A 17,608-nucleotide genomic window follows, 5' to 3' on the forward strand; every position below is an offset into this window, starting at 1 on the left:
TATAAAGTTTTTAATTCTATTTTTTCAAATCAATAAATAAAAGGGTTTGTTTACTTTTGCTCTTATAAATTATAATGAAATATGAGTTTACAACAAGATTTAGAAAAAAGAAGTGGTAACCAATGCGAATTGTGTGCAGCAACAAATAATTTGTCTATTTACGAAGTGAAACCAGTTTCTACAGGTGGTTTTGATGGAAGTATTTTAGCTTGTGAAACTTGTGTAACTCAAATCGAAAATCCTGAAGAAGTAGATGCTAACCATTGGCGTTGTTTAAATGATGCAATGTGGAGCGAATTTACGCCAGTAAAAGTTACAGTTTGGCGAATGTTACATCGTTTAAAAAACGAAGGTTGGCCACAAGATTTGTTAGGGATGATGTATTTAGAAGATGATGAAATTCGCTATGCAAAAGAAACTGGAGATCATTTATCTGAAAGCGAAAAAATAATTCACAGAGATGCAAATGGTGCAATTTTACAAGCAGGCGATTCTGTTGTATTGATAAAAGATTTAAAAGTAAAAGGTTCTAGTATGGTTGCAAAACAAGGAACAGCTGTTCGTAGAATTTCTTTAGATCACGAAAATGCAAAATATATTGAGGGTAAAGTTGGACCAACACAAATTGTAATTATAACAGATTATGTTAAGAAAATGGCAGAAAAGGAATAATCGATTTCTTTTAACATTTTTAAAAAAGGGTTTGGAATTTCATGTGAATTTCAAACCCTTTTTTTTTGATTTAAAATTTTAAATCAAAAAAAATAATAATCATTTTTCAACTAAATAATTAGTTTAAATAATATTTTTTGCTATATTTGTTTTATAAAACTAAAAATTTAGTTGAAAATTATGCAAAAACAATTAACAAAAGCAGAAGAGCAGATTATGCAAGTTTTATGGGATTTACAAGAATCTTCTGTAAAAGAAATCATAGAAAAATTACCAGAACCTAAACCCGCTTACAATACAGTTTCTACCATTATAAGAATTTTAGAAACCAAAGAATTTGTGGCTCATAAAGCAAAAGGTAGAGGTTATGTGTATTACCCAATTGTAGAAAAAGAAACGTATAGCAACCAAAGTTTACATAAATTAATGAACGGTTATTTTAATGGATCCTTTAAAAGTTTGGTGTCTTTTTTTGTGAAAGAAAACAATATGGATGTTACTGAATTAGAATCTATTTTAAAAGAAGTGAATAAAAAAGAGTAAGCATTTGTCAGTTCGAGTGAATTTTGAAGAATAAAAAATTTGTATCGAGAACAATTTACTTCTCGATACAATTTTATTTCGATGAGCATCTCAATAAAATCACTCGAAGTGACAGTTTAAATAATAAAAAGCTATGATCAATTACATCCTTCAAATCATCTTATTCCAAGTGTTATTCTTGGCAGTTTATGATTTTTTTCTGAGCAAAGAAACCTTTTTTACTAAAAACAGATGGTATTTGTTAGGTACACCAATTTTATCTTTTGTGTTGCCGTTGATAAAAATACCAACGTTTCAAAAAGCTGTTCCACAAGAATTTGTAATACAATTGCCAGAAATTGTTTTAAATCCTGATAAAATAATTAAAGAAAGCATTACAACATCAAGTTTTACAAACTCTATCAATGCTATCAATATTTTATTTTGGATTGGTGTTGCTCTTTTCTCGGTTTTATTTTTTATAAAATTGGTGAAGATTATCTCGTTTATCAAAAACAATGAAAGCATAAAAAAATCTGATTTTATCTTGATTTTAATTCCAAATCAGACCAAAGCATTTTCGTTTTTCAATTATATTTTTTTAGGGAAAGAAGTGCCCAAACATCAACAAGAAAAGGTAATTCAGCACGAGTTGGTACACAGCCAACAAAAGCATTCTTTAGATTTATTATTTTTTGAAGTATTAAAAATAGTAATGTGGTTCAACCCCATGATTTATTTCTATCAAAAGCGAATCACTTTAGTACACGAATATATTTCTGATGCAGTTGTTGCCAAATTAGAAACCAAAGAAAGTTATATCAATAATTTGTTATCTAGTTTTTTTCAGGTAGAAAATATTGAATTTGTAAATCAATTTTATAAAAAGAGTTTAATTAAAAAAAGAATTATTATGATGAAAAAGAATCAATCTAAAAAAATGAATCAGTTAAAGTATTTAGTATTAGTTCCAGTTTTAATAAGTATGTTGTTTTATACTTCTTGTGCTGATGAAAGTTCAACTGAAATAATAGAAAGTAAACTTGAACTTCAAAAAATGTATTTTTCATCTAAAGAAGGTGAAATTAAAACAACTGAGTCTAGTGATAAATACTCTTATTTTGACCTTTATTTTGGTGCTACAGTTCCTTCAGATTTCAAAAAAATAAATATTGAATCGCTATCAACAGAAGAAATGACAGAATTTGATACAATGTTTAAAGCCGCAAAAGAAAGAAGTTCAAAAATTACACTAGATGATTATCAATTTTATCAAATGAAAACAGGTAGAAAGGTATTAATTCATCTTTTTAACCTAGATGATTATAAAAAAGGTTCTACAGATTCTAAAACAGAAACTGAAGAAATCTCTTTTATAAATATTGACAAAGTACCAACTTTTCCTGGTTGTGATGAAGGAGATAGAAAGTGTTTTTCTAAAATGGTTCAAAAGCATTTTGCTAAAAACTTTGATGCAGATATGCCAAACACACTAGGTTTATCACCAGGTAGAAAAAGAGTTTTTATCGCTTTTAAAATTGATAAAGAAGGAGATGTTGTTGATGTACAAGCTAGAGCACCACATGAAGAAATTAAAAATGAAGTTTTAAATGTGATGAATTCTTTACCAAAAATGATTCCAGGAGAACACCAAGGAAAAAATATAACAGTAAAATATTCAATACCTTTTACATTATTTATAGAATAAACGACTTATGAAAAAGAAGATTTTATTTATATTACTATTTGCAATTGTAAAAGTTGAAGCGCAAACTTCAACTTTTTCTGTTGCTGACAGTTTGTTTGCTAAAGGAAGATATAAACTCGCTTTAATAGAATTAGACACCAAAGAAGCTTCATTTTTGTGCAACTACAAAAAAGCAGTTATTTACGAATCTATAGATAATTATAAAAAAGCAGCTTATTTTTTAGAAAAAGCCATCACTTTTAAAGATGATGAAAAGGCAAAATTAAAATTAGCTAAAATTTATAGAGCATCAAAATTATCAAAAAAAGCCATTCCTATTTACGAAGAAATTCTAGACAAAGACTCTTTAAATTTAGTGTTAAAATATCAATTAGGGAAATTGTACATCATCAATAAAAAACCAAAAAAAGCTATTGAAACCTTTACCTACTTAATTAAAAACGATACAGAAAACCCAAATTATTCTTATCATTTAGGGTTATCTTATGCTTTAAATGGGCAAAGAGATCCTATGATAAATAGTTTTATAGATACGTATCAAAAAGATTCTACACATATTAGAGCAATTTCTAGATTGGCTAAAAGTTTCCTTAAATTAAAAGATTTAGATTCTACGCGATTGTTTGTAAATAAAGGTTTAGCAATTTCGCCAAACGATTTAGACTTAAATAAAATAAAGATTAATCAATTTTTTAGAGATAAAAAGTACAAAGAAAGTATTCCCTATTTATTAAATATCGATTCTTTATATAAAAAAGAAACCTATAGCACATCACTTTTGGGCAAAGCCTATTACAATATAGATAGTTTAGAAAAAGCCAAAAAATATTTTACCAAATTAAAATTTATAGATAGAGCAAACTTTAAAGCACATACTTATTTAGGGCATATCGATTTTAAGCAAGAGAAATATAATGCAGCAAGAATGAATTATATGATGGCTACTTTTATTGGTAAAGAAAGTAGAGACGAAGAATATTATGGAATGGCAAGAGTATATTATGAGTTAAAAAAGCCAAAACAAGCTATAAATGCTTATCAAAATGCTTTTAAAGAAAACCCAAGAAATTACAGGGCATTATATCAATTAGCCAAACTTTCAGATGATTATTATAAAGATAAAAAGATAGCCTACAAGCATTATATAAAATATATAGAAACCTTTTATGATTTTGATGAAGGGATGTCTGCTTTTGTTAGAAACAGGATAAAAGAGATTAAAAAGGAGTATTTTTTAAGAGGAGAAACTTTAAAGTAAAAGTCATTAAAATTTAGTAATTTTACGCTTTATAAGAAATCTATAAATGCGTGTTTTTTCTTTTTTAATAGTGATGATTTTTTGCACTTCGTGTGATAAATTATCATTCTCAAAAAACAAGAATAATGAACAACTTATAGATACAATTGTAGATTATACTTCTGTAGATACTTTTCCGTCTTTTACAGTTTGCGATTCCATTATCGATAAAATAAAAAAGCAAGATTGTTTTAGAAATACAATTCATCAAAAAATAGGAGAGGAGTTACAAAAACATACTTTTACTATTAAAGATTCTATAGATAAAATGGTTTTGGTAGATTTAATTATCAATGCCAAAGGCGAAATAGTTTTTGACGGATTAAATTCAGAAAAAATAAAAACAGAATTGCCAGAATTAGAAAGTGTAATTCGTAAATCTGTTGGCAATTTACCAAAAGTATTGCCCGCAGTAAAAAGAGGAATTCCTGTTACAACCAAATATCAATTGCCCATTCGAATTTTGTTAGAAGAATAGTTTTTAAAGTTTTAGAGTTTCTTTAAAAAAAGAAATTCCTGCTTTCACAGGAATTAAATTTTATATTTTATAGAAAATTAGTTCAACATTTTCCAGAGTTTGTCTTTCAATTCTTGCAAACCTAATTGCGCTACAGAAGAAATAAAAATCGCTTCTACACCTTTTGGTAATTCAGCTTTAATTTCAGCTTTTAGCTCATCATCTAACATATCTGTTTTAGAAATAGCCAACAATCTGTCTTTATCTAACAATTCAGGATTGTGTTTTTTAAGCTCATTCAATAAGATGTCATATTCTTTGTTGATGTCATCAGAATCTGCAGGAATCAAGAATAACAAAGCAGAATTACGTTCTATATGACGCAAAAAACGATGCCCTAAACCTTTACCTTCTGCAGCACCTTCTATAATTCCAGGAATATCTGCCATTACAAAAGTTTGATGATTTCTATGTTCAACAATTCCTAAATTGGGTTTTAATGTTGTAAACGCATAATCTGCAATTTTAGGTTTTGCAGCAGTAATTACAGATAATAAAGTAGATTTACCAGCATTAGGAAAACCAACCAAACCAACATCTGCTAATAATTTTAATTCAATTCTAAACCAACCTTCTGCACCATCCATACCAGGTTGTGCATATCTAGGAGTTTGATTTGTAGATGATTTAAAATTCCAGTTTCCAAGTCCTCCTTTTCCACCACGTAATAAGATTACTTCTTTTTTATCTTCGGTAATTTCTACAATTACTTCATCAGTATCTGCGTCTTTTATAATAGTTCCTAGAGGTACATCAATATAAATATCTTCTCCATCAGAACCTGTACTTCTACTTTTACTACCAGCACCACCACCTTCTGCTCTAAAATGACGTTTAAATTTTAAGTGGTATAATGTCCACATATTTTTATCTCCACGTAAAATAATGTGTCCTCCACGTCCACCATCACCACCATCTGGACCACCTTTGGTTATATATTTTTCTCTGTGTAAATGCGCAGAACCTTGTCCGCCTTTACCAGAAGAAGCATATATTTTTATGTAGTCTACGAAATTTCCTTCAGTCATTGTTATCAGTTCAGCGTTCAGAGTTCAGCGTTCAGAGTTATGTACTCATAACTTAAAACTTATAACTCTGAATTTGTTACAGTTTGTCAAATACTTCTGCAATTCTTTTGGTAATTTCTTCTATAGAGCCAACACCATTAATACCATAGTATTTGTTCTGAGCTTCGAAATAATCTTTTAAAATTGCTGTTTTTGTATTGTATTCGTTAAAACGATTTCTAATTTTGCTTTCATCAGTATCGTCTGTTCTACCACTTGTTTTTCCTCTTTCTAGTAAACGAGTTACTAAAACATCTTCTGGTACTTCTAAAGCAACCATAGCATTAATCTGCTCGCCTTTATCAGCTAAAAAAGTATCTAAAGCTTCTGCTTGCGATTGTGTTCTTGGAAAACCATCAAAAATAAAACCATTGGCATCTGCATTTTTTTCTACTTCTGCTTTTAGCATATTTATGGTTACTTCATCTGGCACTAAATCGCCTTCATCCATATATTTTTTGGCTAATAAACCTAATTCAGTAGCGTTTTTAATATTGAAACGGAAAACATCTCCTGTAGAAATATGTACTAAATTATACATTTCTTTTAAGAAGTTTGCTTGTGTTCCTTTTCCTGCTCCTGGAGGGCCAAATAATACGATGTTTTTCATTTTAGGTTTTGTTGTTAATTGATATATTTCTGGGTAATTTCTTCCTATTCCATTGTAATCTAGTCCATATCCAACTATAAATTTGTCTTCGATACTTTTACCTATATAATCTATTGGTAATTCTTTTCTAAATACATCTGGTTTAAAAAATAAAGAAACTACTTTTAATTTTTTAACATTTTGCTTTTTAAAGATATTATAAATTTCTTGTAGTGTATTTCCTGTATCTATAATATCTTCTAGAATTATAACAGTTCTGCCAGTTAAATCTTCGTTAATACCTACCAATTGTTTTACATTATCTGTAGATGAGGTACCTTGGTAAGAAGCTAATTTTACAAAAGAAACTTCGCAATTTCCATTAAATTCTCTAATAAAATCTGCAGCAAATAAAAAGCATCCGTTTAAAATACCTACAAAAAGTGGTACTTCGTCTTTAGGTAAATCTGCGCTTACTTCTTCTGCTAAATGTTTTACAATGGCACTGAGTTCATCTTTTTTGATGAAAGGTTTAAAGTATAAATCGTGAAGTTTTAAAATACTCATAAGGATGCAAATATAACAGCTATATATGTAAAGAAAAAACCGTTTTTAATCTGATTTACAGAGTTTAAAAACGGTTTCTCTTATTTAAAATAAAACTATTTGTTTTTTTCTTCTTTTTTTGTTGTATCGAACATAATTGGTGTTGCCACAAATAATGATGAATAAGTACCTACAGCTACCCCAACAATTAAGGCAAACATAAATCCTTTAATAGAATCACCACCAAATAAGAAAATAGCTAACATTACTAATAATGTTGTTAAAGATGTATTTATGGTTCTTCCTAAAGTAGAACTTAAGGCTTTGTTTACAACATCGCTATATTTCCAGTTTGCATGTGTTTCTGTAAACTCTCTAATTCTATCAAAAATAACCACGGTATCATTTAGTGAATAACCAACCACAGTAAGCAGAGCTGCTATAAATGATTGGCCAATTTCCATATCAAAAGGCATAAAACTGTACGTTATAGAGAATACACCTAATACAATTAAAACATCGTGGAAAACTGCTAATACAGCACCAATAGAGAAAGATACTTTTCTAAATCGTAATAAGATGTATAAGAATACTACTAATAAAGATCCGAATACTGCATATAATGCTGATGTTTTAATATCATCTGCAATTGTTGGTTCTACTTTCATAGAGCTCATTACACCTGCACCTGCTTTCTCGAAACCTGGTTTAAAGTTTTCGTAAGATAAATTACCTAAATACGGTTTTAAAGCTGTGTATAATGCTGTTTGTACTTCTTCGTCTACTTCTTGACCTTCTTCATCAATTTTATAAACTGTTGTAATTTTTAATTGATTCGATTGTCCGTAAGTTTTTACTTCTGGAGCTGTACCAAAAGCATCTTTTAAAGTACCAGCAACTTCTGTAGCGTTCATATCTTGGTCAAATCGTACTGTGTATGTACGACCTCCTTTAAAATCTACACCTTGTTTTAAACCAATAGAGAATATAGAAATTAAACCACCAACAATTATAGCACCAGAAATGATGTAAGCAATTTTACGTTTCTTTAAGAACTCAACATTTATATTTTGGAACCATCCTTTAGAAATAGATGTGTTAAATGTTAAATCTGTTCCTTTGTTTGTAGCTCTATCTACTAAAATACGAGTAATAAAAACTGCAGTAAATAAAGAAGTTGCAATACCAATCATTAATGTTAAAGCAAAACCTTTAATTGGTCCTGTACCAAAAACGTATAAAATAATACCTGTTAAAAACGTAGTAATATTTGCATCTATAATTGCAGATAATGCTCCTTTAAAACTAAACCCTTCTTCTATAGATTGTTTTAAACCTTTCTTTTTAAATAAACCTTCTTTAATTCTTTCGAAGATTATTACGTTGGCATCTACAGACATACCAATAGTTAAGATAATACCTGCAATACCTGGTAAAGTTAATACGGCTCCAAATGAAGCTAAGATTCCGAAAATGAATAAGATGTTTACAATTAAGGCAATATCTGAATATAAACCAGCTTTACCATAGTAAAGAATCATCCAAAGTAATACTAAAACAATAGCTAAACCAAAAGAAAGGAAACTGGCATTAATTGCTTCTTGTCCTAAAGATGGCCCAACAACTTGTGCTTGAATCATTCTTGCTTCTGCTGGTAATTTACCTGCTTTTAATACAGTAGCAATGTCTTCTGCTTCAGCAACTGTCATGCTTCCACCAGAAATAGAAGTTCTACCACCTGTAATTGCACCAGGAACAGAAGGTGCTGTATATACATAATCATCTAAAACAACAGCTACAAAACCACCAGTATTATCTCCGGTTAATTTAGCCCACTGTTTAGAACCAGAACTGTTCATTGTCATGCTTACTTCTGGTTTGTTTAATTGATCAAATACTTGAGCAGCATCTAAAATTACATCACCTTCAATATTTGCTTTGTCATTTCTATTTCCTTTAATAGCATATAAACTAATAAAAGGTTCAGCATTTTCTGTGTTTGCATTATTGTTTTCAATGGCTTTATAATCCCATAAAAATTTAGCATATTTTATATCTGATGATAATAAAGCTCTAATTTCTTTTTTAGCTAATAATTCATTTACAGTTGCTGTATCTGCTACTTTAGCATAAGCTACAACAGAACTCATTTGTTGTTGGCTTTGTGCAAAATTAGGACTTAAGTAAGTAAATAAATTTTTCTGAACTTTGGTAGAATCTGCTTCATCACCTAATAAATCGTCAATATCATCTTTTTTAGCAGTATCTTTTTCTTGTTCTAAAACTGAATCGTCTTTTAACATTTCTGCTACTTTTGCGTTTGCAGCAAAGAAAAAGTTTTGTACTTCTGCATTGGTGTGTACTTCCCAAAACTGTAATTCAGCTTTACTTGTAATTAGTTTAGATACACGATCTATATCTTTAGCACCTGGTAATTCAATTTGAATTCTACCAGAGTTACCAATTCTTTGAATTTTAGGAGACGATACCCCAAATTTATCAATTCTACTTCTTAAAACTTCTAAAGTAGTAACAATAGAACCGTTAATTTCTTCTTGCAATGTTTCTTTTACAGTTGCATTAGCTTCATCAAAAGCTATTTTTTCGCTTAATGCTTTTGTACCAAAAATAGAAGGATCGCTTAATTTTGTAGTACCAGCAATTTTTTCGAATTCTTCGAAAAATAAATCTAAATAATTTTCATTACTAGCTTTAAGTCTTGCGTCTGCAGCTTCTAAAGCTTGGTTAAATACTACGTTTTTAGAGTCGTTAGCTAAGCTTTTTAATACTTCTTTTACAGATACTTGTAAAATGGCATTAATACCTCCTCTTAAATCTAGACCAAGATTCATTTCTTTGTCTTTTACATCATTGTAAGAATATTCTGCAATTCCTAAGTTAATGATGTCTTTATTGGCAACACTATCTAAGTATTTTCTTTCGTAAGCTGCCTTTTGTCTTGGATCATCATTTTCAGTAGCTTTATTATTTGCGTATACTACTGCTTCTTTTTCTACTTTATTGGCTAAGAAAGTAAATGATAATTGATACAAACTCACTATTCCAAAAAGGATAGCGAATAATTTAATTAGTCCTTTGTTTTGCATTTTATGTGTTTTTTGTCAAAAAAATTAAAGCGAGCAAATATAGATAACTTCTCGAACTTTTTTGACGTTTAATTAGGTTTATTGATTTGTTTTCAGAAGATTGCATTGTTGCTAAATTCTGAGGTTGATTCCATTGAAATGAATCAAATTAAAAATGTTAAATAAGAAAACAATTTGGCCCAGCTCTAACTTCTGGATTGTTGTGTGAAGTACTATTTTTTACAATAAAAAGTCTTTTGTAAAAGTTTGATTTTGATTTAAATACAGTATTTGCTTCTAAAGTTAAAACTTTTATGGATGAAGCATAATTTTGTGGATTTGTGTATCGATCTGAATCGTATTTAATTTCTATGATAGAATTGCCATCAAAATTTGAGGCATCTGTTTCTTTTTCAAGTTCGTAAACATCAAAATTAAAATTGGATTTTTGTTCTGATGGAAATTTATTTTCTTCTTGATTATTAGATGCGCTTTTTATTGCTATTTCATCCTTAGTAAAAAGAACATTTTTTATATAAGAAACATGATCTTTACTATAATAAGAAATTTTTAAAGTGCCTTTAGAAGATTCTTGAATTTGAATGTTTGATGCACCAGTTAACGCAAGTCGATTTTTTAAATCTGCAATGGTAAACTCTATTTCTTTGGCATTAATTTTAGATTTATGAAACTCTACAACAATCTCTTGATTGGGTGCAGGTGTATTTTCTTGAAAAGTACCAAGAAATGTAAATAAAACTAAAAGTGCACTAAAGTACCATTTTGGGTTCATGCGCCAAATATATAAAAAAAGATTGCTTTTGTAGAAGTATAAAACTTGAAATTTAGCAGTGACAGTTTTTTTGATTAAAAAGTGAAATAAAACTGATAATCAATAAGTAGAGAAAGCAATAAAATTATTCGTTTTTTAGAATTAAAGTTATGCTAATTCTAATTTGGCTGTAAGTAACTTCTTCGTTAAGTTTTTCGTAAATGGGTTTTAATTCCATTTTTTGATTCAACTCATTAAAAACTGTTCTAACTTTATCAATAATATCTTGTGTTACAAATTTTTTAAGATCAATATTTTTGCCTTCTGAATATAGTTGAGATAAATGTGAAAAAATTGTGGTTACTGATAATTCTCTTTTTTCTGCAATTTCTGTTGGATTTAAGCCTTGTTTATAAAGATCGAAAGTTATTTGTGTTGTAGGTATTTTACGTGGTTTTGTCACATTTTTAAATTGGCGAATGATTTGCATAAAATCTTCACCATATTTTTCCATTTTATTTATACCTACTCCAGAAATGGCTAAAAATTCATTTTCTGTTGTTGGTAATTCACTTGCCATTAATTTTAATGTTTTATCATTAAAAACAATGTAAGCAGGCATATTTTCTTCTTTAGATATAGAATGTCTTAATTTTTTTAGTTTTGCAAATAAATCGTTATTTACATCACCTATGATAGTGGTTTTTACTGTTTTTTGTTTTTTCTTTTTATCATTTGGGCTAATAGGCGTTGTTAATCTAATCTTTTTTTTGCCTTTTAAAACTTGCCAACCAATAGGTGTTATTTTTAAAGCGGAGTTTTCTGCATACATTATTTCTATTAAACCTTGGTTTGCCATTTGAATTATATAATCTCTCCAATCGAAAAAAGAAATATCTTTTCCTATTCCGTATGTTTTAAGATTAAAATATTGTTTTGCGTGTATATCTGCATTATTGCTACCTCTTAAAACATTAATTAGCATTGTAATTCCGTCCTTTTCTTTCATTCTAGCAATTCCAGAAAGTGCCTTTTGTGATATAATGGTACCATCAAAATCTTGTGGTGGATTTTCACAAACATCGCAATTGTTACAATTTTGGGTAAGATGTTCTCCAAAATAAGACAATAATATTTTTCTTCTACAAGATTTTGCTTCTGCAAATTGCAACATTCTATTTAGCTTTTCTTTTTGCATTGCAGAGTTTGCACCTTCATCTGCAAATTGGCTGTACAATACAAAATCTCTCATATTGTAATAAAGTAGGGTTTCAGAGGGCAAGCCATCTCTACCAGCTCTACCAATTTCTTGATAATAACCTTCAAGATTTTTAGGTAAGTTGTAATGAATTACAAAACGAACATTAGATTTATCTATGCCCATACCAAAAGCAATAGTTGCTACAATTATTTTTGTATCATCATTTATAAAATCAGTTTGTGTTTTTTCTCTTTCTTCGTTATTCATTCCTGCGTGATAAAATGCCACAGAATGTCCCTCATTTTTAAGGAAGTTAGCTACTTCTTCAGTGTTTTTTCTACTTAAACAATAAATAATACCACTTTCATTTTTTCTCCTTTTTATAAAGTTGATAATTTCTTGTAATTTTTTCTTTTTAGTGACTTGGCCTCTTACTTCAATACTTAAGTTTTTTCTATCGAAAGAAGAGATAAACAATTTTGAATTATTTAAACCTAATTGTGCTACAATATCTTTTCTTGCAGATTTATCTGCGGTAGCCGTTAAAGCCATAAAAGGTATATTGGGTAATGAGTTTCTAAATACTTTTAGTTGAGTATACTCTGGCCTAAAATCATGCCCCCACATACTTACACAATGAGCTTCATCTATGGCTACTAATTTTATGTTTAATTGTTTAAGCCAAGAATTACTAACTGATATTAGTTTTTCTGGTGATAAATATAAGAGTTGTAAATCGCCATTAATAGCTTTGTTGATAACGTTGTTTTCTTCTTCAACGGAAATAGAACTGTTAAAGAAGTCTGCTTTAATTCCGTTTGATTTTAATGCTTGTACTTGGTCTTTCATCAATGAAATTAATGGAGAAACTACGATAGTTATGCCATTAAAAAGTAAAGCAGGTATTTGAAAACACATTGATTTTCCTCCTCCAGTTGGCATTAAAACAAAACTATCTTTACCTTCTAATGTTCTGTTGATAATTTCCTCCTGCAGAGGACGAAAATTATCATAACCGAATATCTTTTTTAAAACAGTGTTTGTTTGTTTTGTCATCTTATAGCAATTACTTTACAAAAATACGTACTTTACATAACTAAATAAAAATTAGATTTATAATAATGGATTATCTAAAAAAGGAATCAAAAATTTTAAATAGTTGCAACAAAAAATCCAGCTCAAAGAGCTGGATTTTTAGAAGTCATAAAAAAAAGACGTTATGTTATAGTTCTAATAAACCATTTGTTTTAGAAACACCAGCAGCAGATTCTTCTAAATGTGCTTTTTCAGCATCACTTAAATTAATTTCTACAATACTTTCAATACCATCTTTACCTAAAACAACAGGAACTCCAATACATAAGTCCGATAATCCGTATTCACCTTCTAATAAAGTAGAACAAGGATAAATTTTCTTTTGGTCGCAAGCAATTGCTTGTACTAAACCAGAAACAGCAGCACCTGGAGCATACCAAGCAGAAGTACCTAATAAGCCAGTTAAAGTAGCTCCACCAACTTTAGTATCTTGTTTAACTTGTTCTAATCTTTCTTCAGAAATAAATTCTGATACAGGAACAGAGTTACGAGTTGCTAATCTTGTTAAAGGTACCATCCCTTTATCTGAGTGCCCACCAATTACCATTCCATCAACATCAGAAATAGGCGCACCTAAAGCTTCTGCTAATCTGTATTTAAAACGAGCAGAATCTAAAGCACCACCCATACCAATAATTCTATTTTTTGGTAATCCTGTAGTTTTATGCACTAAATAGGTCATAGTATCCATAGGATTAGAAACTACAATAATAATTGTGTTTGGCGAATGTTCTATTAAATTAGAAGATACAGTTTTAACAATACCAGCGTTAATACCAATTAACTCTTCACGAGTCATACCTGGTTTTCTAGGAATACCAGAAGTAATAACACAAATGTCTGAATTTGCAGTTTTAGCATAATCGCTAGTACTCCCTGTTATTTTTGTATCGAAACCGTTTAAAGAAGCAGTTTGCATTAAATCCATAGCTTTACCTTCGGCATAACCTTCTTTAATGTCTAATAATACAACTTCAGCAGCAAAATCTTTAATTGCAATGTATTCTGCACAACTTGCACCTACTGCACCTGCACCAACAACTGTAACTTTCATATAAATATTTTTAAAATTTGTTAAATAGTTCTTACACAAAAATACAATATTCTTAATGTTTAATTGTGATTTAAGTCATAAAAAAAGACATCTAAACTAGATGTCTTTTTTTGTTATTTTTTTTAATTACTTATCTAATACTAAAAGCAATACCTGCGCTGTATGTATTGAATTCTTGTATAGTATAACTACCAAATATCTTGAAAAAACCTAAGCTTAATCGAGCTCCTATTGTAGAAGTAAATCCGCTAACGTCATATTCTAAGTTAATTGGGTTTATTAATTCTCTTGTATAGTTTACTAAACCATCACTATATTGTAATTTGTAATTACCACTTAAACTTAATGAAGACGAACCACCTATGTAACCAAAACCTCCATAAATATTTAATATCGGAAAGTTTAAAGATGCAATAGCTTGTACAGTGTATGAGTTTAAATCTAACTCTCCTAAACCATTAGTGATATCAATTTCACTTCCACTTGGATCATCAATAATAGAAGTAACAGTCATGTTTGTAAATGTGCCCATTAAAGAAATATGTAAAGGTGTTTTTTCTATTGGGCCAAACCAACTAGTAATTTCTTTTTTTAACCCCATTCCAAAAAGTTTTCCTTTGGTTTCTTCGCTACCAACTTCTGGTAAGAATCTTAAACTAGCTTCTAGTTTCCATGGCAATCCTAAATTTACTTGAACTGCTGGGGTTGGCACACCACTTAAAGGAATGTCTTCTCCAAAACCATCTGGCATTGTAAAATTTCTTGTTAATTCTGGGTGTATTCCTCCATTAATATTTGGGTCTGAATTTGCTGGTATTGTAACTTCAAATGCATTTGTAACAGCATTTTCGCTACCTAATACTGTTGGTGTACTGGTTGGACTTTGAGTAATTTTGCTAGATAAATTAAGTCCGCTAATATTAAAGGATTCTCCTGAAGAAGGAACAGAAGAAGAGTTTGCACCTATGGTAATGTCGAATCCTAATTTTTTATGAACTTTTGCTGTATGATACCAGCCATTGCTCATTCCGTATATAAAACCTTCAGCAGCAGGTCTTAGGTATTCTGTTGTTAAAATATTTGCATCAGATATGTCAGCAAATAAAATGTTTTCTATACCTTCTTGGGCTTTAACATTTAAAGAGAAGGTAAATACAGCGATAAAAATTAAAATACATTTTTTCATTATTTTACTTTTTTGGTTAATATTTTATAGTTTTTGGTTGATGTTTGTTACGAATATAAAAAAATATACACATTTCAATTAAGAAATGTGTATATTTTGTGTAAAAATAAGTATGTTATGCGTCTATATTTGCATATTTTGCATTTCTTTCTATAAAATCTCTACGAGGTGGAACTTCATCTCCCATTAGCATAGAAAATACTCTATCTGCTTCTGTTTGATTGTCGATAACTACTTTACGCAAAGTTCTAAATTCAGGATTCATAGTTGTATCCCAAAGTTGTTCTGCGTTCATCTCTCCAAGACCTTTATATCTTTGAATGTTAACACCACCACCTAATTTTTGAGCAATTAAATCACGTTGGTTATCATCCCAAGCATATTCTCTTTTTTGTCCTTTTTTAACTAAATATAAAGGAGGAGTAGCAATGTAAATGTAACCTTGCTCAACCATTTCTCTCATATATCTAAAGAAGAAGGTTAAAATTAAGGTAGCAATGTGAGATCCATCAACATCGGCATCACACATAATAACTACTTTATGATAACGTACTTTAGATAAGTTTAAAGCTCTTGGATCGTCTTCTGTACCAATAGAAACACCTAATGCTGTAAACATGTTTTTAATCTCTTCGTTTTCAAAAACTTTATGTTGCATTGCTTTTTCAACGTTTAAGATTTTTCCACGAAGTGGAAGAATGGCTTGGAAGTTTCTGTCTCTACCTTGTTTTGCAGTTCCCCCTGCAGAATCTCCCTCAACTAAAAATATTTCACATTGAGCAGGATCTGTTTCAGAACAGTCAGACAATTTACCAGGTAAACCACCAATAGACATAACTGTTTTACGTTGCACCATTTCACGTGCTTTACGTGCAGCGTGTCTTGCTGTTGCAGCTAAAATTACTTTTTGTACAATGGTTTTTGCATCAACAGGATTTTCTTCTAAATAATCAGAAAGCATTTCTGATACTGCTTGAGATACTGCAGAAGTAACTTCTCTGTTTCCTAATTTTGTTTTGGTTTGCCCTTCAAATTGAGGTTCTGAAACTTTAACAGAAACAATTGCAGTTAAACCTTCTCTAAAATCATCACCAGCAATTTCGAATTTTACATTTTTAAGCAATCCAGATTCATCTGCATACTTTTTTAACGTACTTGTTAAACCACGTCTAAAACCAGATAAATGTGTACCTCCTTCATGAGTATTGATGTTGTTTACATAAGAATGTAAGTTTTCTGAATAAGAAGTATTGTAAACCATGGCAACTTCTACAGGAATTCCGTTTTTTTCGCCTTCCATAGAAATTACATTTCCAATCAACTGCTCACGTGTAGAATCTAAATATTTAATAAATTCTGGTAAACCTTCATCAGAATGAAACGTTTCTGAGATAAAATTACCTTCATCATCCGTATTTCTTTTATCAGTTAAAGTAATTGTAATCCCTTTATTTAAATACGCTAATTCACGCATTCTAGTTGCTAGAGTTTCGTAATTGTACTCTGTAGTCTGTTGAAAAATAGATTTATCTGGTAAAAAAGTTACAATTGTACCAGTAAAATCTGTTTCTCCAATAGTTTTAACTGGGTATAAAGTTTTACCTTTTTCGTATTCTTGTTGCCAAATTTTACCTTCTTTATGAACTGTTGCTGTTAAATGGTCTGATAAAGCGTTAACACAACTTACACCCACACCATGTAATCCACCAGATACTTTATAAGAATCTTTGTCAAATTTACCACCAGCACCAATTTTTGTCATTACCACTTGTAATGCAGAAACACCTTCTTTTTTGTGTAAACCTACAGGAATTCCACGTCCATTATCTTTGGTAGTTATAGAGTTGTCTTCATTAATTGTAACTTCAATAGTATCGCAATAACCACCCATTGCTTCATCAATAGAGTTATCTACAACTTCATATACTAAATGATGTAAACCACGCACACCAACATCACCAATATACATTGATGGGCGCATTCTAACATGTTCCATTCCTTCCAGTGCCTGAATACTGGAGGCGTCATAATTATGCTTTTTTTCTTCGCTCATTATCTGTCTTAATTTTCTATTATTTGATTGTTGGTTGTAAAAAATACAACCTATCAAATATAAGGAAAAACATAAGTTTTAAAAGTTTTTTGTTGATAAAAATGAAAAATGTTAATAACTGAGAAAGTGGCTTAAATCGCATAAAAACGACCTTAAATAAAATTTTAGTGTTTTTTTTGATTGATTAAAATAGCGAAATGCATAAAGTTGCTTATTTGGTTGATTTTGATTTTTGATTTGTAG

At 29.8% G+C, this 17,608-nt stretch carries 13 protein-coding genes; 5 read left to right on the plus strand and 8 right to left on the minus strand.

Annotated features, from left to right (window positions below; translation table 11 throughout):
* Positions 1–81 precede the first annotated feature (81 nt).
* From ACWYN7_RS01450 to ACWYN7_RS01470, 5 genes are all read left to right on the plus strand, one after another.
* On the plus strand, positions 82–672 hold the full coding sequence (locus tag ACWYN7_RS01450; RefSeq protein WP_462858068.1) for a PhnA domain-containing protein: 591 nt from the start codon (positions 82–84) through the stop codon (positions 670–672).
* A gap of 180 nt (positions 673–852) precedes the next feature.
* The gene (locus ACWYN7_RS01455) at positions 853–1,215 is read left to right on the plus strand and encodes a BlaI/MecI/CopY family transcriptional regulator (protein ID WP_462858069.1); all 363 of its coding nucleotides are present in this window, start codon (positions 853–855) and stop codon (positions 1,213–1,215) included.
* A 133-nt stretch (positions 1,216–1,348) separates the two neighbouring features.
* On the plus strand, positions 1,349–2,902 hold the full coding sequence (locus ACWYN7_RS01460; RefSeq protein WP_462858070.1) for a M56 family metallopeptidase: 1,554 nt from the start codon (positions 1,349–1,351) through the stop codon (positions 2,900–2,902).
* 7 nt (positions 2,903–2,909) lie between these two features.
* Positions 2,910–4,160, plus strand: coding sequence for a tetratricopeptide repeat protein (locus ACWYN7_RS01465; protein ID WP_462858072.1), 1,251 nt, complete (start codon positions 2,910–2,912; stop codon positions 4,158–4,160).
* A 46-nt stretch (positions 4,161–4,206) separates the two neighbouring features.
* Positions 4,207–4,677 carry a hypothetical protein gene (locus tag ACWYN7_RS01470; protein WP_462858073.1) on the plus strand — a complete coding sequence of 157 codons (471 nt, stop codon included), beginning with the start codon at positions 4,207–4,209 and terminating at the stop codon, positions 4,675–4,677.
* 77 nt (positions 4,678–4,754) lie between these two features.
* On the opposite strand, the gene obgE is transcribed toward ACWYN7_RS01470, so the two are convergent.
* The 8 genes from obgE to gyrB form a co-directional block, all read right to left on the minus strand.
* The gene (gene obgE, locus ACWYN7_RS01475) at positions 4,755–5,744 is read right to left on the minus strand and encodes a GTPase ObgE (RefSeq protein WP_462858074.1); all 990 of its coding nucleotides are present in this window, start codon (positions 5,742–5,744) and stop codon (positions 4,755–4,757) included.
* Between the two features lie 76 nt (positions 5,745–5,820).
* Complete coding sequence (locus ACWYN7_RS01480; RefSeq protein WP_462858075.1) at positions 5,821–6,939, minus strand: adenylate kinase; 1,119 nt, start codon at positions 6,937–6,939, stop codon at positions 5,821–5,823.
* 95 nt (positions 6,940–7,034) lie between these two features.
* Complete coding sequence (gene secDF, locus ACWYN7_RS01485; RefSeq protein WP_462858076.1) at positions 7,035–10,025, minus strand: protein translocase subunit SecDF; 2,991 nt, start codon at positions 10,023–10,025, stop codon at positions 7,035–7,037.
* Between the two features lie 157 nt (positions 10,026–10,182).
* On the minus strand, positions 10,183–10,797 hold the full coding sequence (locus ACWYN7_RS01490; RefSeq protein ID WP_462858077.1) for a hypothetical protein: 615 nt from the start codon (positions 10,795–10,797) through the stop codon (positions 10,183–10,185).
* A 124-nt stretch (positions 10,798–10,921) separates the two neighbouring features.
* Complete coding sequence (recQ, locus tag ACWYN7_RS01495) at positions 10,922–13,033, minus strand: DNA helicase RecQ (protein ID WP_462858078.1); 2,112 nt, start codon at positions 13,031–13,033, stop codon at positions 10,922–10,924.
* Between the two features lie 166 nt (positions 13,034–13,199).
* A complete protein-coding gene (gene mdh / locus ACWYN7_RS01500; RefSeq protein WP_462858079.1) occupies positions 13,200–14,126 on the minus strand; it encodes a malate dehydrogenase in 927 nt (308 codons plus the stop codon).
* 130 nt (positions 14,127–14,256) lie between these two features.
* Positions 14,257–15,312 carry a DUF6588 family protein gene (locus ACWYN7_RS01505; protein WP_462858080.1) on the minus strand — a complete coding sequence of 352 codons (1,056 nt, stop codon included), beginning with the start codon at positions 15,310–15,312 and terminating at the stop codon, positions 14,257–14,259.
* A 115-nt stretch (positions 15,313–15,427) separates the two neighbouring features.
* Positions 15,428–17,365: a DNA topoisomerase (ATP-hydrolyzing) subunit B gene (gene gyrB / locus ACWYN7_RS01510; protein ID WP_462858081.1), complete on the minus strand. Its 1,938-nt coding sequence runs from the start codon at positions 17,363–17,365 to the stop codon at positions 15,428–15,430.
* Between the last annotated feature and the right edge of the window lie 243 nt (positions 17,366–17,608).

The sequence above is a fragment of the Polaribacter sp. M10 genome (assembly GCF_054968445.1).

Bases quoted from the DNA above. Each gene is read 5' to 3' on its own strand.
- ACWYN7_RS01450 (WP_462858068.1), top strand. From the start codon at position 82: ATGAGTTTACAACAAGATTTAGAAAAAAGAAGTGGTAACCAATGCGAA.
- ACWYN7_RS01455 (WP_462858069.1), top strand. From the start codon at position 853: ATGCAAAAACAATTAACAAAAGCAGAAGAGCAGATTATGCAAGTTTTA.
- ACWYN7_RS01460 (WP_462858070.1), top strand. From the start codon at position 1,349: ATGATCAATTACATCCTTCAAATCATCTTATTCCAAGTGTTATTCTTG.
- ACWYN7_RS01465 (WP_462858072.1), top strand. From the start codon at position 2,910: ATGAAAAAGAAGATTTTATTTATATTACTATTTGCAATTGTAAAAGTT.
- ACWYN7_RS01470 (WP_462858073.1), top strand. From the start codon at position 4,207: ATGCGTGTTTTTTCTTTTTTAATAGTGATGATTTTTTGCACTTCGTGT.
- obgE (WP_462858074.1), bottom strand. From the start codon at position 5,744: ATGACTGAAGGAAATTTCGTAGACTACATAAAAATATATGCTTCTTCT.
- ACWYN7_RS01480 (WP_462858075.1), bottom strand. From the start codon at position 6,939: ATGAGTATTTTAAAACTTCACGATTTATACTTTAAACCTTTCATCAAA.
- secDF (WP_462858076.1), bottom strand. From the start codon at position 10,025: ATGCAAAACAAAGGACTAATTAAATTATTCGCTATCCTTTTTGGAATA.
- ACWYN7_RS01490 (WP_462858077.1), bottom strand. From the start codon at position 10,797: ATGAACCCAAAATGGTACTTTAGTGCACTTTTAGTTTTATTTACATTT.
- recQ (WP_462858078.1), bottom strand. From the start codon at position 13,033: ATGACAAAACAAACAAACACTGTTTTAAAAAAGATATTCGGTTATGAT.
- mdh (WP_462858079.1), bottom strand. From the start codon at position 14,126: ATGAAAGTTACAGTTGTTGGTGCAGGTGCAGTAGGTGCAAGTTGTGCA.
- ACWYN7_RS01505 (WP_462858080.1), bottom strand. From the start codon at position 15,312: ATGAAAAAATGTATTTTAATTTTTATCGCTGTATTTACCTTCTCTTTA.
- gyrB (WP_462858081.1), bottom strand. From the start codon at position 17,365: ATGAGCGAAGAAAAAAAGCATAATTATGACGCCTCCAGTATTCAGGCA.